General features: G+C 64.5%; 10 protein-coding genes. All 10 read right to left on the reverse strand.

The genetic code is table 11. The annotated features are described in order from the left end of the window. Window positions 1-12: 12 nt before the first annotated feature. The 10 genes from ACLNGM_RS16540 to rpoB all read right to left on the reverse strand — a co-directional run bounded on the left by ACLNGM_RS16540 (window position 13) and on the right by rpoB (window position 15,289). Complete coding sequence (locus ACLNGM_RS16540; protein WP_055885492.1) at window positions 13-306, reverse strand: 50S ribosomal protein L23; 294 nt, start codon at window positions 304-306, stop codon at window positions 13-15. Further along, window positions 303-923: a 50S ribosomal protein L4 gene (gene rplD, locus ACLNGM_RS16545; protein ID WP_055885488.1), complete on the reverse strand. Its 621-nt coding sequence runs from the start codon at window positions 921-923 to the stop codon at window positions 303-305. Before rplD ends, ACLNGM_RS16540 begins: the two co-directional genes overlap by 4 nt. Beyond that, the gene (gene rplC, locus ACLNGM_RS16550; protein WP_416355763.1) at window positions 923-1,639 is read right to left on the reverse strand and encodes a 50S ribosomal protein L3; all 717 of its coding nucleotides are present in this window, start codon (window positions 1,637-1,639) and stop codon (window positions 923-925) included. The genes rplD and rplC overlap by 1 nt, the downstream gene beginning before the upstream one ends. 63 nt (window positions 1,640-1,702) lie before the next feature. Further along, a complete protein-coding gene (gene rpsJ, locus ACLNGM_RS16555; protein ID WP_006205468.1) occupies window positions 1,703-2,011 on the reverse strand; it encodes a 30S ribosomal protein S10 in 309 nt (102 codons plus the stop codon). A 168-nt stretch (window positions 2,012-2,179) separates the two neighbouring features. Then, window positions 2,180-3,355, reverse strand: a complete 1,176-nt coding sequence (gene tuf / locus ACLNGM_RS16560; protein WP_090957917.1) for an elongation factor Tu — start codon at window positions 3,353-3,355, stop codon at window positions 2,180-2,182. Window positions 3,356-3,418: 63 nt separating this feature from the next. After that, window positions 3,419-5,509, reverse strand: coding sequence for an elongation factor G (fusA, locus tag ACLNGM_RS16565; RefSeq protein ID WP_090966821.1), 2,091 nt, complete (start codon window positions 5,507-5,509; stop codon window positions 3,419-3,421). Between the two features lie 30 nt (window positions 5,510-5,539). Continuing rightward, on the reverse strand, window positions 5,540-6,010 hold the full coding sequence (gene rpsG / locus ACLNGM_RS16570; protein WP_055889358.1) for a 30S ribosomal protein S7: 471 nt from the start codon (window positions 6,008-6,010) through the stop codon (window positions 5,540-5,542). Between the two features lie 35 nt (window positions 6,011-6,045). Beyond that, window positions 6,046-6,417: a 30S ribosomal protein S12 gene (gene rpsL / locus ACLNGM_RS16575; protein WP_019998957.1), complete on the reverse strand. Its 372-nt coding sequence runs from the start codon at window positions 6,415-6,417 to the stop codon at window positions 6,046-6,048. Between the two features lie 378 nt (window positions 6,418-6,795). After that, window positions 6,796-10,995 carry a DNA-directed RNA polymerase subunit beta' gene (gene rpoC / locus ACLNGM_RS16580; protein WP_090966819.1) on the reverse strand — a complete coding sequence of 1,400 codons (4,200 nt, stop codon included), beginning with the start codon at window positions 10,993-10,995 and terminating at the stop codon, window positions 6,796-6,798. 139 nt (window positions 10,996-11,134) lie between these two features. Further along, window positions 11,135-15,289, reverse strand: a complete 4,155-nt coding sequence (gene rpoB / locus ACLNGM_RS16585; protein ID WP_090966817.1) for a DNA-directed RNA polymerase subunit beta — start codon at window positions 15,287-15,289, stop codon at window positions 11,135-11,137. Window positions 15,290-15,471 lie beyond the last annotated feature (182 nt).

Genomic DNA, 15,471 nt, shown 5'->3' on the forward strand with positions numbered 1-15,471 from the left:
CGCAGCCAGCCGTCAGAGACCGGTCGAGACGTCGATAGACTGGCCTTCGGCCAGCGTCACGATCGCCTTCTTCTGGTCGCTCTGGCGGCCCGGACGGCCGCGGAAACGCCGCACCTTGCCCTTGCGGACGAGGGTGTTGACGGCAGTGACCTTGACCCCGAACAGAGCCTCGACGGCCGCCTTGATCTGCGGCTTGGTCGCGGTCTTCGCAACGTTGAAGATCACTTGGTTGAACTCGGAGACCAGCGTCGACTTCTCAGTGATCACCGGGCTCGTAATGACGTCGTAATGGCGCAGATCGCTCATTTGAAGCGCTCCTCGAGGGCCTCGACGGCAGCCTTCGACAGGACAAGCGTCTGACGGCGCAGAATGTCGTAAACGTTGATGCCCTGAACCGGCAGCACGTCGATGTTCGGGATGTTGCGGGCCGAGCGAGCGAAGTTCTCGTTCAACTGCGCGCCGCCGATGATCAGCGCGTTCGTCAGGCCGAGGCCCGCGAACTGAGCCAGCACCGCTTTGGTCTTGCCGTCGGCCGAAGTCAGATCGTCGATGACGATCAGGCCGCCCGACTTGGCCTTCGCCGAGAGGGCATGCTTGAGCGCGAGCGCGCGCACCTTCTTGGGAAGGTCGTGAGCGTGGCTGCGCGAGACCGGGCCGTGGGCCTTGCCGCCGCCGCGGAACTGCGGCGCACGAGCCGAGCCGTGACGAGCGCGGCCGGTGCCCTTCTGCTTGTAGAGCTTGGCACCCGTGCGGGCGATCTCCGCGCGACCGAGCGACTGGTGCGTGCCCTGCTGGCGCTTGGCGAGCTGGTAGCGAACCATACGCTGCAGGATGTCCTCGCGCGGCTCGAGACCGAAGATCTCGTCAGCGAGGGTCACCGAACCGGCTTCGGCGCCGGCGAGGGTCTTGATCTTGATGTCCATTACTCGGTTCCCTCGGAAGCGGCCGAAGCGCCGTTGTTGGCGGCCTGGCGCAGGGCAGCCGGCTTGGGGGCGTTCTCGGGGAGCTTCGCCTTGACCGCATCACGGACGAGGATCCAGCCGCCCTTCGAGCCCGGCACGGCGCCGCGGATCAGGAGGAGGCCCTTCTCGGCGTCCGTGCGGACGACCTCGAGGTTCTGCGTCGTCACGCGGGTCTGACCCATGTGGCCGGCCATCTTCTTGTTCTTGAAGACCTTGCCCGGATCTTGGCGCTGACCGGTCGAACCGTGCGAGCGGTGCGACACGGACACGCCGTGCGTCGCGCGAAGACCACCGAAGTTGTGGCGCTTCATGACGCCGGCGAAACCCTTACCGATCGAGGTGCCGGTGACGTCCACCAGCTGGCCCGCGACGAAGTGGTCGGCCGTGATCTCGGCGCCCACGTCGATGAGGTTGTCGTCCGACACGCGGAACTCGGCCATCTTGCGCTTCGGCTCGACGGCGGCCTGGGCGAACACGCCGCGCATCGCCTTCGAGGTGTTCTTCACCTTGGCGGTGCCGACACCGAGCTGAACGGCGGTGTACCCGTTCTTGTCCTGGGTGCGCTGCCCCACGACCTGGAGGTTCTCGACCTTGAGAACCGTGACCGGCACATGCTCGCCCGCATCATTGTAGATGCGGGTCATGCCGACCTTCTGTGCAATCAAACCTGAACGCATTCTCGTTCTATCTCCAGAGGAACCATGAGACCCAGAGAGGTCCTGCCGGTTCTTGTCCGCTCGTTAGAGCTTGATCTCGACGTCGACGCCTGCGGCGAGGTCGAGCTTCATCAGCGCATCGACCGTCTGCGGCGTGGGGTCGACGATGTCGAGCAGCCGCTTGTGGGTGCGCATTTCGAACTGCTCGCGGGACTTCTTGTCCACGTGGGGCGAGCGGTTGACCGTAAACTTCTCGATACGGGTCGGCAGCGGGATGGGCCCGCGCACGTTGGCGCCGGTGCGCTTTGCCGTCGATACGATCTCGCGGGTGGAAGCGTCGAGCACACGGTGGTCGAACGCCTTCAGGCGGATGCGAATATTCTGGCCGTTCATTGCATTCGTCCTTCCGTCGGAGCCATGCCGGAGTGCCGGCGCTTTCCGATCGCTAAACAGTCTTCAGCCAATCAAACCGGACGCCTGAACGGCGCCCGAACCGCCCCGTAGGGCAAAGAGAACGCGGCGGTGTAGACCGCCGCGCCCTTGATTTCAAGAGGCCGAGTCTTACTCGACGATCGATGCGACGATACCGGCGCCGACGGTGCGGCCGCCCTCGCGGATGGCGAAGCGCAGCTTCTCTTCCATCGCGATCGGAACGATCAGCTTGACGTCCATCGTCACGTTGTCGCCCGGCATCACCATCTCGGTGCCCTCCGGCAGCGTCACCACGCCCGTCACGTCCGTCGTGCGGAAGTAGAACTGCGGGCGGTAGTTCGTGAAGAACGGCGTATGGCGGCCGCCCTCCTCCTTCGTCAGGATGTACGCCTCTGCCATGAAGCGCGTGTGCGGCTTCACCGAACCCGGCTTGCACAGGACCTGCCCGCGCTCGACGCCCTCACGGTCCACGCCGCGGATCAGCGCGCCGATGTTGTCGCCCGCCTGGCCCTGGTCCAGCAGCTTGCGGAACATCTCGACGCCCGTCACCGTCGTCTTCTTGTTGTCGCGGATGCCGACGATCTCGACTTCCTCGCCAACCTTCACGATGCCGCGCTCGACGCGACCCGTCACCACCGTGCCGCGGCCCGAGATCGAGAACACGTCCTCGATCGGCATCAGGAACGGCATGTTGATCGGACGCTCGGGCGTCGGGATGTAGGCGTCGACCTGCTTCATCAGCTCGCGAACCGCGTCCTCACCGATCTCCTTGTTGGAGTCCTCGAGAGCGGCCAGCGCCGAGCCCTTGACGATCGGAACGTCGTCGCCCGGGAAGTCGTAGGACGACAGAAGCTCACGCACCTCGAGCTCGACGAGCTCCAGAAGCTCGGCGTCGTCGACCTGGTCCACCTTGTTCAGGAACACCACCAGCGCCGGAACGCCGACCTGGCGCGCCAGGAGGATGTGCTCGCGCGTCTGCGGCATCGGGCCGTCGGCCGCCGAGCAGACCAGGATCGCGCCGTCCATCTGCGCCGCGCCCGTGATCATGTTCTTCACGTAGTCGGCGTGCCCCGGGCAGTCGACGTGCGCGTAGTGACGGTTCTCCGTCTCGTACTCGACGTGCGCCGTCGAGATCGTGATGCCGCGCGCCTTCTCCTCCGGCGCCGCGTCGATCTGGTCGTACGCGCGGAACTCGCCGAAGTACTTCGTGATCGCCGCCGTCAGCGACGTCTTCCCGTGATCAACGTGACCAATCGTCCCGATGTTCACATGCGGCTTGTTACGCTCGAATTTGCTCTTCGCCATTTGAGGCTCTCCAATTCACGCGCCCGTGAGGGCTTCAGAGGGTTGTCGCCGAGGCCGGAGGCCTCAGGCGTACTTCTTCTGGATTTCTTCGGCGACCTGGTTCGGCACCTGCTCGTAGTGGTCGAACTGCATCGTGTACTGCGCACGGCCCTGCGACATCGAGCGGAGCGTGTTGACGTAGCCGAACATGTTGGCCAGCGGCACCATCGCGTTCACCACGGTCGCGATGCCGCGAGCCTCGGTGCCCTGGATCTGGCCACGGCGGGAGTTCAGATCGCCGATAACGTCACCGACGTAGTCTTCCGGCGTCACGACCTCGACCTTCATGATCGGCTCGAGAAGCTTCGGACCCGCCTTGGCGATGGCTTCGCGGAAGCCGGCGCGCGAGGCGATTTCGAAGGCCAGCACCGACGAGTCGACGTCGTGGTAGGCACCGTCCATCAGCTCGGCCTTGATGTCGACCATCGGGAAGCCCGCGAGCGGACCCGAGGTCATCACCGAAGCGATACCCTTCTGGACGCCCGGCACGTATTCCTTCGGAACCGCACCGCCGATGATCTTCGACTCGAACACGAAGCCCGTGGTCGGCTCGCCCGGCTCGATATGCAGCTTCACGCGGGCGAACTGGCCGGTACCACCGGTCTGCTTCTTGTGCGTGTAGTCCACATCCGCGGCGCGGGTGATCGTCTCGCGGTAGGCCACCTGCGGGGCGCCGATGTTCGCCTCGACCTTGAACTCGCGCTTCATGCGGTCGACGAGGATGTCGAGATGAAGCTCGCCCATGCCGGCGATGATCGTCTGCCCGGACTCCTCGTCCGTCTTGACGCGGAAGGACGGATCCTCGGCCGCAAGACGGTTGAGCGCGAGGCCCATCTTCTCCTGGTCGCCCTTGGTCTTCGGCTCGATCGCGATCTCGATGACCGGATCGGGGAATTCCATGCGCTCGAGGATGACCGGCTTCAGCGGATCGCAGAGCGTGTCGCCCGTGGTGACTTCCTTGAGACCGGCCAGGGCGACGATGTCGCCGGCATACGCCTCTTCGATGTCTTCACGCGAGTTGGAGTGCATCTGCAGCATACGCCCGATGCGCTCCTTCTTCTCCTTCACCGTGTTCTGGACGCCGGTGCCCTTTGTGAGCTTGCCGGAGTAGATGCGGCAGAAGGTGAGCGAACCGACGAACGGGTCGTTCATGATCTTGAAGGCCAGCATCGAGAGCGGCTCTTCATCCGACGACACGCGGCTCGTCTCGGCCTCGGTCTTCGGATCGATGCCCTTGATGGCGGGCACGTCGACCGGCGACGGCAGGAACTCGACGACGCCGTCGAGAAGCGGCTGGACGCCCTTGTTCTTGAAGGCCGAGCCGCAGAAGATCGGCGTGAAGGTCACCTCGCAGGTGCCCTTGCGGATCAGCGCGCGCAGCTGCTCATTCGAAGGCATGTTGCCCTCGAGGTAGGCTTCCATCGCGGCCTCGTCGACCTCGACCGCGGTCTCGATCATGAGCTCGCGATACTCGGCGGCCTTGTCCTTGAGGTCGTCCGGGATTTCGACGACGTCCCACTGGGCGCCGAGCGACTCGTCGCGCCAGATGAGGGCGTTCATCTCGATCAGATCGACGACGCCCTTGAACTCGTTCTCGGCACCGATCGGCAGCTGGACGACGATGGCCTTCGCGCCGAGGCGCGTCTTGACCATCTCGACGCAGCGGTAGAAGTCCGCGCCGGTCTTGTCCATCTTGTTGACGAACATCATGCGCGGGACGTTGTACTTGTCGGCCTGGCGCCAGACCGTCTCGGTCTGCGGCTCCACGCCGGCATTGGCGTCCAGCAGCGCGATCGCGCCGTCGAGCACGCGCAGAGAACGCTCGACCTCGATCGTGAAGTCGACGTGTCCCGGGGTGTCGATGATGTTGAAGCGGCGCTTCTTGCCGTCGCGGCCTTCCCAGAAGGTCGTGGTCGCAGCGGACGTGATCGTGATGCCGCGCTCCTGCTCCTGCTCCATCCAGTCCATGGTCGCGGCGCCGTCGTGGACTTCGCCGATCTTGTGGGACTTGCCGGTATAGTAGAGGATACGCTCGGTCGTCGTCGTCTTGCCGGCATCGATGTGGGCCATGATGCCGAAATTGCGGTAGTCTTCGATCTTATATTCGCGGGCCATGGGGCGTCGCCTTTCGAAGAGAAGAGTGGCTTACCAGCGGTAGTGCGAGAAGGCGCGGTTCGCTTCCGCCATGCGGTGCGTGTCTTCGCGCTTCTTCACGGCGGTGCCGCGGTTGTTGGCAGCATCCATCAGTTCGCCCGACAGACGATCCACCATCGTGGTCTCGTTGCGGTTGCGGGCAGCGGTAATGAGCCAGCGGATGGCGAGGGCCTGACGGCGCTCCGGACGGACGTCGACCGGGACCTGATAGGTGGCGCCGCCGACGCGGCGCGAACGGACTTCCACGTGCGGCGCAACGTTGTCGAGCGCCTGATGGAAGATCGCGATCGCGTCCTGGCGGGTCTTCTGGTTCACGACGTCGAAGGCGCCGTAAACGATGGTCTCGGCGACCGACTTCTTGCCGTCGTACATGACGGCGTTCATGAACTTCGTGACAACCAGATCGCCGAACTTCGGATCCGGGTTGATCTCACGCTTCTCGGCAGAGTGACGACGGGACATATTCTAGTCTCTCAATCTCGGACGGTCGTTCGGGCTTACTTCGGACGCTTCGCGCCGTACTTCGAACGACGCTGACGACGGTCCTTGACGCCCTGCGTGTCGAGCACGCCGCGGATGATGTGGTAGCGAACGCCGGGAAGATCCTTCACGCGGCCGCCGCGGATCATCACCACGGAGTGCTCCTGAAGGTTGTGCCCCTCGCCCGGGATATAGCCGATGACTTCGAAGCCATTGACCAGACGGACCTTGGCGACCTTACGGAGAGCCGAGTTCGGCTTCTTCGGGGTCGTGGTGTAGACGCGGGTGCAAACGCCGCGCTTCTGCGGATTGGCCTGGAGCGCCGGAACGGTGTTGCGCTCGCTGGGGCGAACGCGCGGCTTCCGGATCAACTGGTTGATGGTCGGCATTCCAACCTTCCTTCTCTTCAAATCCCGGTTCGGAACGTTCGGCACCACGACGCGAGAAGCCATCGGCTCATGCGCGAAACCGGGCATCGACCTCACCTAGTAAGAGGTCTGCCCGGCATTGAAGCAGAGGATCACGGGCGAAACCGCAATCGTGCGTCCAGCAATGGTACGTCTCGTTGAACGAAGCCTTGTTTGAAGCGCTGGTCCCCGACGTGTCGTCAGGAAAGCGATGCCTCACATCGGCTCTGTTGGCGGGTGTTTAACGATTCCGTCCCCGAACGTCAACCCTGTGCGGGCCTCGATGGGGCGCGATGTGAAAATGAAAAGGGGCCGCCCGATCGGAACGGCCCCTTCCCTGTCTCATGCCGGACGAACGCCTTATTCGGCGGCGTCGGTGAGCTTCGTCAGCATGCGATCGGCTTCCGCCGCGTTCGACGACTTGCGACGGTCGTCGAGGATCAGGTCGTCGCGCGAGGTCGCGATGCGACGAACCTGGGTCATCATGCCGCCCGTGCCGGCCGGGATGAGACGGCCGACGATGACGTTCTCCTTGAGGCCCTGCAGCGTGTCCATCTTGCCGGCGACCGCCGCCTCGGTGAGGACGCGCGTGGTCTCCTGGAAAGACGCCGCCGAGATGAAGCTCGGCGTCTGCAGCGAGGCCTTGGTGATGCCGAGCAGCACCGGGTTACCGGACGCGGGCTTCTTGCCCTCCTCCTCTAGGCGCTCGTTCATCTCGGCGAGCTCGATCCGGTCGACATGGTCGCCCGGAATGAGGCCCGAGTCGCCGGACTCCACGATCTCGACCTTCTGCAGCATCTGGCGAACGATCACCTCGATATGCTTGTCGTTAATCACGACGCCCTGGAGACGATAGACCTCCTGGATTTCGTTTACGAGGTAGCTCGCCAGCGCCTCGACGCCCCGGATGGCCAGGATGTCGTGCGGTGCCGGGTTGCCGTCGAGGATGTGGTCGCCCTTCTCGATAACGTCGCCTTCCTGGAGGTGGAACGGCTTGCCCTTCGGGATCAGGTACTCGACCGGCTCGACGCCATCCTCGTGCGGCTCGATGATGATGCGGCGCTTGTTCTTGTAGTCGCGTCCGAACCGCACCGTGCCGTCGATCTCGGCGATGACCGCGTTGTCCTTCGGCTTGCGGGCCTCGAACAACTCGGCCACGCGCGGCAGACCGCCTGTGATGTCCTTGGTCTTCGCGGACTCCATCGGGATACGCGAGAGAACGTCACCGGCGCGCACCGTCGCCCCCGGCTCGACCGACAGAATGGCGTCGACCGAGAGGAAGTAGCGGGCATCCGTGCCGCGGGCGAGCTTGGCGACCGAGCCGTCCTTGGCGCGGATCACCATCGCAGGCTTCAGATCGGCACCGCGCGGGTTGGCCCGCCAGTCGATGACCTGACGCTTCGTGATGCCGGTCGACTCGTCCGCCTGCTCGGAGACCGACAGGCCCTCGACCAGATCCTCGAACTCCACCGTGCCGTCGAGCTCGGTGAGAACCGGACGGGTGTACGGATCCCACTCGGCGATACGCTGGCCGCGACGCACCTGATCGCCGTCGTCGACGAAGATGCGCGAACCGTAGGTGATACGGTGCGACGCACGCTCCTTGCCGGACGGGTCGAGGATCAGGACCGCCATGTTGCGGCCCATCGCCACGAGACGACCGTCTGAGTCGCGCACGACGTTGCGGTTGCGGATCTGGACCGTGCCCTCGTACGAGGCTTCCAGGAACGACGAGTCGACGACCTGCGCCGTGCCGCCCATGTGGAACGTACGCATCGTGAGCTGCGTGCCCGGCTCGCCGATCGACTGCGCCGCGATGACGCCGACGGCCTCGCCCATGTTGACGGGCGTGCCGCGCGCGAGATCGCGACCGTAGCAGATCGCGCAGATGCCGGTGCGAACCTCACAGGTCAGCGCCGAACGGATCTTCACGGACTGGACGCCCGCCTTCTCGATCACCTCGACGTCACGCTCTTCGACCGTCGTGCCGCCCTTGACCAGCACTTCGCCGGTGGCCGGGTTCACGATGTCCTCAAGCGCGGTACGGCCGAGGATACGCTGACCGAGCGTCGCCACGACCTGACCGGCATCCACGATGGGCTGCATGGTCAGACCGTTCTCGGTGCCGCAATCGGCCTGCGTGATGATGCAGTCCTGCGCCACGTCGACGAGACGGCGGGTCAGGTAGCCCGAGTTCGCGGTCTTCAGCGCCGTATCCGCGAGGCCCTTGCGGGCGCCGTGGGTCGAGTTGAAGTACTCGAGAACCGTGAGGCCTTCCTTGAAGTTCGAGATGATCGGCGTCTCGATGATCTCGCCGGACGGCTTGGTCATCAGGCCGCGCATCGCGCCGAGCTGGCGCATCTGCGTGGGCGAGCCGCGCGCACCGGAGTGCGACATCATGTAGATCGAGTTCATCGGTTTCTGCCGGCCCGTCTCCGGGTTGAACTCGACCGCCTTGATGCGACCCATCATCTCTTCGGCGATCTTGTCCGTGCACTTGGCCCAGGCGTCGACCACCTTGTTGTACTTCTCGCCCTGCGTGATCAGGCCGTCGTTGTACTGCTGCTCGTATTCCTTCGCGAGCGCCTGCGTCTCGCCGATCAGCTTCGGCTTCGTCTCCGGGATGACCATGTCATCCTTGCCGAAGGAGATGCCGGCGATGCAGGCGTGCTTGAAGCCCAGCTGCATGATGCGGTCGCAGAAGATCACCGTGTCCTTCTGACCGCAGTGACGATACACTTGGTCGATCAGACGCGAGATGTTCTTCTTCGTCATCAGGTCGTTGGCGATGTCGAAGGGGATCTTGTGCGTCTTCGGCAGAAGCTGCGCGATGAGCATGCGACCCGGCGTGGTCTCGTAGATCTTCGAGACGGGCTTGCCTTCGGCGTCGACCGTCTTGAAGCGGCCCTTGATCTTCGTGTGAAGCGTGATCGCCTTGGTGAAGAGCGCCTGCTCCATCTCGCCGATGTCGGAGAACGCCATGCCTTCGCCCGGCTCGTTCTCGTTCATGATCGAGAGGTAGTAGAGACCCAGCACCATGTCCTGCGACGGCACGATGATCGGTGCGCCGTTCGCCGGATGCAGGATGTTGTTGGTCGACATCATCAGGACGCGCGCTTCCAGCTGCGCCTCGATGGAGAGCGGCACGTGCACCGCCATCTGGTCGCCGTCGAAGTCCGCGTTGAAGGCCGTGCAGACCAGCGGGTGAAGCTGGATCGCCTTGCCCTCGATCAGGATCGGCTCGAACGCCTGGATGCCGAGACGGTGCAGCGTCGGCGCGCGGTTCAAGAGAACCGGGTGCTCGCGGATGACCTCGTCCAGAATGTCCCAGACCTCCGGGCGCTCCTTCTCGACGAGCTTCTTCGCCTGCTTCACCGTGGAGGAGAAGCCCTTGGCGTCGAGGCGTGCGTAGATGAAGGGCTTGAAGAGCTCGAGCGCCATCTTCTTCGGCAGACCGCACTGGTGCAGCTTCAGCTCCGGGCCCGTCACGATGACCGAGCGGCCGGAATAGTCGACGCGCTTGCCGAGGAGGTTCTGGCGGAAGCGGCCCTGCTTGCCCTTCAGCATGTCGGACAGCGACTTCAGCGGGCGCTTGTTGGCGCCCGTGATGACGCGACCGCGACGGCCGTTGTCGAACAGCGCGTCGACCGCCTCCTGAAGCATGCGCTTCTCGTTGCGGATGATGATGCCTGGCGCGCGCAGCTCGATCAGCCGCTTCAGGCGGTTGTTGCGGTTGATGACGCGGCGGTAGAGATCGTTCAGGTCCGACGTCGCGAAGCGGCCGCCGTCCAGCGGCACGAGCGGGCGCAGGTCCGGCGGGATCACCGGAACGACGCGCATGATCATCCACTCGGGTCGGTTGCCCGACTCAAGGAAGTTCTCGACGATCTTCAGCCGCTTCATCAGCTTCTTCTGCTTCAGATCCGACGTGGTGGTCGCCAGTTCCTCACGCAAGTCGCCCGCGATGCGCTCGAGTTCCATGGAGCCGAGGAGCTCCTGGATCGCCTCGGCGCCAATCAGGGCCGTGAACGAATCCTCGCCGTATTCGTCGACGGCGATCATGTACTCCTCTTCCGTCAGGAGCTGATGCTCCTTCAGGGCGGTGAGGCCAGGCTCGGTGACGATGTAGTTCTCGAAGTAGAGGACGCGCTCGATGTCCTTCAGCGTCATGTCGAGCAGCGTGCCGATGCGGCTCGGGAGCGACTTCAGGAACCAGATGTGCGCGACCGGCGCAGCCAGCTCGATATGGCCCATGCGTTCGCGGCGCACGCGAGAGAGGGTGACCTCGACGCCGCACTTCTCGCAGATGATGCCCTTGTACTTCATGCGCTTGTACTTGCCGCACAAGCACTCGTAGTCCTTGATCGGGCCGAAGATGCGCGCGCAGAACAGGCCGTCGCGCTCCGGCTTGAACGTGCGGTAGTTGATCGTCTCCGGCTTCTTGATCTCGCCGAACGACCACGAAAGAATCTTCTCCGGGCTCGCGAGCGAGATCCGGATCGAATCGAACGTCTGCGCCTGCACCTGAGGATTGAAGAGATTCATGACCTCTTGATTCATGGTGCTGTCTCCTTTTCAGGGCCTCGTGCCCCGCCACGCGCCGGGCGGAGCCGGCGCCAAGATCATCCGCAAAGTCCGATCGGCGCCCTTTGGCTGTGGCGCCGACCATGGCCGCACAAGGCGACCTTTGCGTGGCGGCCTACTCGGCCGCGTCGGGGAGGCCCTGCAGCGGGCCGGCGCTCGACGGAAGCTGGTCGGGCACGGACTGCGACAGGTCGACGTCGAGGCCGAGCGAGCGCATCTCCTTGACGAGCACGTTGAAGCTCTCCGGAATGCCCGACTCGAACGCATCGTCGCCGCGCACGATCGACTCGTAGACCTTGGTGCGCCCCGCGACGTCGTCCGACTTCACCGTCAGCATTTCCTGCAGCGTGTAGGCCGCGCCGTATGCCTCGAGCGCCCAGACCTCCATCTCGCCGAAGCGCTGTCCGCCGAACTGCGCCTTGCCGCCGAGCGGCTGCTGAGTGACCAGCGAGTACGGGCCGATCGAGCGGGCGTGGATCTTGTCGTCCACCAGGTGGTGCAGCTTCAGCATGTAGATGTAGCCGACCGTGACCTGGCGATCGAACGGCTCGCCGGTACGCCCGTCGTAGAGCGTGACCTGACCCGAACCGTTGAGCCCCGCCTTCTCCAGCATGGCGACGATGTCCGGCTCGACCGCACCGTCGAACACGGGGGTCGCGATCGAGACGCCGCGCTTCATCTGCTTGGCGAGGGTCAGCACCGACTCGTCGTCGTAGTTGGCCACGCGCTCGTTCCGGTCGCTGTCGCCCAGAAGGCCCGCGATCTCCTGCCGAAGCGGCTGGACATCGTGCGACTGCTGGTAGGCTTCCAGCATCTCGCCGATCTTGCGCCCCATGCCGGCACAGGCCCAGCCAAGGTGCGTCTCCAGGATCTGACCGACGTTCATGCGCGAGGGCACGCCGAGCGGGTTCAGAACGATGTCGACATGCGTGCCGTCCGCGTTGAACGGCATGTCCTCGACCGGCACGATGCGCGAGACGACACCCTTGTTGCCGTGACGGCCGGCCATCTTGTCGCCCGGCTGGATCTTGCGCTTGACGGCGACGAAGACCTTCACCTGCTTCATGACGCCCGGAGGCAGCTCGTCACCGCGCTGGACCTTCTCGACCTTGTCCATGAAGCGGGCTTCAAGCAGCTTCTTGGAGTCGTCATAGACCTGACGCAGCGCCTCGAGCTCGCCCTGCAGACGCTCGTCCTCGACGGCGAACATCCACCACTGCGAACGCGAGTACTCGTTCATCACCTCGGCCGACAGCTCGGCTCCCTTGCGGAAGCCCTTCGGCCCGGCGATGGCGACCTTGCCGGACAGCATCTCGACGAGACGCCCGTAGACGTTGCGGTCGAGGATGGCCTGCTCGTCGTCGCGGTCCTTGGCGAGGCGCTCGATCTCCTCGCGCTCGATCGCCATGGCACGCTCGTCCTTCTCGACGCCGTGCCGGTTGAAGACGCGCACTTCCACCACCGTGCCGTAGGTGCCCGGAGGCATGCGGTTCGACGTGTCACGAACGTCCGAGGCCTTCTCGCCGAAGATGGCGCGGAGAAGCTTCTCCTCCGGCGTCATCGGCGATTCGCCCTTCGGCGTGATCTTGCCGACCAGGATGTCGCCCGGCTGCACTTCGGCACCGATGTAGACGATGCCCGCCTCGTCGAGGTTGCGCAGCGCTTCTTCCGAGACGTTCGGGATGTCGCGCGTGATCTCCTCGGGTCCGAGCTTGGTATCGCGCGCCATGACCTCGAACTCCTCGATATGGATCGAGGTAAAGACGTCGTCGGCGACGATGCGCTCGGAGAGGAGGATCGAGTCCTCGTAGTTGTAGCCGTTCCACGGCATGAACGCGACGAGCACGTTCCGGCCGAGCGCCAGATCACCAAGATCGGTCGACGGACCGTCGGCGATGATGTCGCCCTTGCGCACCCGGTCGCCCATCTTCACCAGCGGACGCTGGTTGATGCAGGTCGACTGGTTGGAGCGCTGGAACTTCATCAGGCGGTAGATGTCGACGCCCGAGCGACCGGACTCGAGGTCCTCGGTCGCGCGGATGACGATACGTGTGGCGTCCACCTGATCGACGATGCCGGTCCGACGCGCGGCGATGGCCGCGCCCGAGTCACGGGCGACGATCGGCTCCATGCCGGTGCCGACGAACGGAGCCTCGGCGCGCACCAGCGGCACGGCCTGACGCTGCATGTTCGAGCCCATGAGCGCGCGGTTGGCGTCGTCGTTCTCGAGGAACGGAATCAGCGCCGCGGCGACGGACACGAGCTGCTTCGGCGACACGTCCATCAGGTCGACGTTCTCGCGCGGCGTCATGATGACGTCGCCCGAGTGACGGCAGATGACGAGATCCTCGGCGAAGCTGCCGTCCTCGGTGAGCACCGCGTTCGCCTGCGCGACGTGGTGCTTCGCCTCTTCCATGGCGGAAAGATAGACGACGTCCTGCGTCACCTTGCCGTCGACGATGCGGCGGTAGGGGCTCTCAATGAAACCGTACTTGTTGACGCGCGCGAACGTCGCCAGCGAGTTGATCAGACCGATGTTCGGGCCTTCCGGCGTCTCGATCGGGCAGATACGGCCGTAGTGCGTCGGGTGCACGTCGCGCACCTCGAAGCCGGCGCGCTCGCGGGTCAGACCACCGGGGCCGAGCGCCGAGAGACGACGCTTGTGCGTGATCTCGGAGAGCGGATTCGTTTGGTCCATGAACTGCGAGAGCTGCGACGAGCCGAAGAACTCGCGCACGGCGGCAGCCGCCGGCTTCGCGTTGATCAGGTCCTGCGGCATGACCGTGTCGATCTCGACCGAGGACATGCGCTCCTTGATCGCGCGCTCCATGCGAAGGAGGCCGACGCGGTACTGGTTCTCCATGAGCTCGCCGACCGAGCGCACCCGGCGGTTGCCGAGGTTGTCGATGTCGTCGATCTCGCCCTTGCCGTCGCGCAGGTCGACCAGCGTCTTCACGACCGCGAGGATGTCCTCCTTGCGCAGCACGCGCACGGTGTCCTCGGCATTGACGTCGAGACGCATGTTCATCTTCACGCGGCCGACGGCCGAGAGGTCATAGCGCTCCGCGTCGAAGAACAGCGACTGGAACATCGCCTCCGCGGTTTCCATGGTCGGGGGCTCGCCCGGACGCATGACGCGGTAGATGTCGAACAGGGCGTCCTGACGGTTCTCGTTCTTGTCGGCCGCCAGGGTGTTGCGGATGTACGCACCCACCGTCACGTGGTCGATGTCGAGGACCTGGATCTCCTCATGGCCCGCGTCGAGCAGGACCTTGAGCGTCTTCTCGTCGATCTCGTCGCCGGCCTCGAGATAGATCTCGCCCGTCTGGTAGTTGACAATGTCCTCGGCGAGGTAGTTCCCGTACAGATCCTCCTCGGTGGCGCGAAGGGCGACGACGCCCTTTTCCTTGATCTGGCGCGCTTGGCGGGCGGTGATCTTCTTGCCAGCCTCGACCAAGACCTCGCCGCTGTCGGCGTCGATCAGGTCCGTCAGCGCCTTCTGGCCGCGCACGCGCTCGACCGAGAACGGCACGCGCCAGCCGTTCTTGTCCTTCTGGAACTGGATGACGTTGTAGAACGTCGACAGGATCTCCTCGCCGTCCATGCCGAGCGCCATGAGAAGGCTCGAGACGGGGATCTTGCGGCGACGGTCGATGCGGGCGAACACGATGTCCTTGGCGTCGAACTCGATGTCGAGCCAGGAACCGCGATACGGGATCACGCGCGCGGCAAACAGGAGCTTGCCCGACGAGTGCGACTTGCCCTTGTCGTGGTCGAAGAACACGCCGGGCGAGCGGTGCATTTGCGACACGATCACGCGTTCGGTGCCGTTCACGATGAACGTACCGTTGGACGTCATGAGCGGCATGTCGCCCATGTAGACGTCCTGCTCCTTGATGTCCTTGATCGACTTCGAACCCGTGTCCTCGTCGACATCGAACACGATGAGGCGCAGCGTCACCTTGAGCGGCGCGGCGAAGGTCAGGTCGCGCTGTCGGCACTCGTCGACGTCGAACTTCGGCTGCTCGAACTCGTACTTGACGAATTCCAGCATCGAGTTGCCGGCGAAGTCGGAAATCGGGAACACAGAGCGGAAGACGGACTGCAGGCCTTCGTCGGGGCGCCCGCCTTCCGGCTCGTCGACCATCAGGAACTGATCGTAGGAAGCCTTCTGAACCTCGATGAGGTTCGGCATTTCGGCGACTTCGGGAATCGACCCGAAGAATTTGCGCACCCGCCTGCGACCGCTAAACGTCGTCGTCTGAGACATCGTCGCTCCTTGCTCTCGTCATCGCCCCTGACCGAAGGGCTCGAATTTCGTGCCCTCCCGTCGGAGAGCCGATCGCCCGTCCCTCGCAGGACAGGCCGGGCCGTCAGCGCCGCCGTAGCGGCCCGCCCGCGTCATCCGAACCCACCTCGTCGAAGGGTTCGGAGCACGTGGACGTTGGATCG

Origin of the sequence: Aureimonas phyllosphaerae, assembly GCF_047943035.1 — a bacterium.
GTDB lineage: Bacteria > Pseudomonadota > Alphaproteobacteria > Rhizobiales > Rhizobiaceae > Aureimonas > Aureimonas phyllosphaerae.

Coding starts and splice junctions, on each gene's coding strand:
- ACLNGM_RS16540 (WP_055885492.1), bottom strand. CDS start 306: ATGAGCGATCTGCGCCATTACGACGTCATTACGAGCCCGGTGATCACT.
- rplD (WP_055885488.1), bottom strand. CDS start 923: ATGGACATCAAGATCAAGACCCTCGCCGGCGCCGAAGCCGGTTCGGTG.
- rplC (WP_416355763.1), bottom strand. CDS start 1,639: ATGCGTTCAGGTTTGATTGCACAGAAGGTCGGCATGACCCGCATCTAC.
- rpsJ (WP_006205468.1), bottom strand. CDS start 2,011: ATGAACGGCCAGAATATTCGCATCCGCCTGAAGGCGTTCGACCACCGT.
- tuf (WP_090957917.1), bottom strand. CDS start 3,355: ATGGCGAAGAGCAAATTCGAGCGTAACAAGCCGCATGTGAACATCGGG.
- fusA (WP_090966821.1), bottom strand. CDS start 5,509: ATGGCCCGCGAATATAAGATCGAAGACTACCGCAATTTCGGCATCATG.
- rpsG (WP_055889358.1), bottom strand. CDS start 6,010: ATGTCCCGTCGTCACTCTGCCGAGAAGCGTGAGATCAACCCGGATCCG.
- rpsL (WP_019998957.1), bottom strand. CDS start 6,417: ATGCCGACCATCAACCAGTTGATCCGGAAGCCGCGCGTTCGCCCCAGC.
- rpoC (WP_090966819.1), bottom strand. CDS start 10,995: ATGAATCAAGAGGTCATGAATCTCTTCAATCCTCAGGTGCAGGCGCAG.
- rpoB (WP_090966817.1), bottom strand. CDS start 15,289: ATGTCTCAGACGACGACGTTTAGCGGTCGCAGGCGGGTGCGCAAATTC.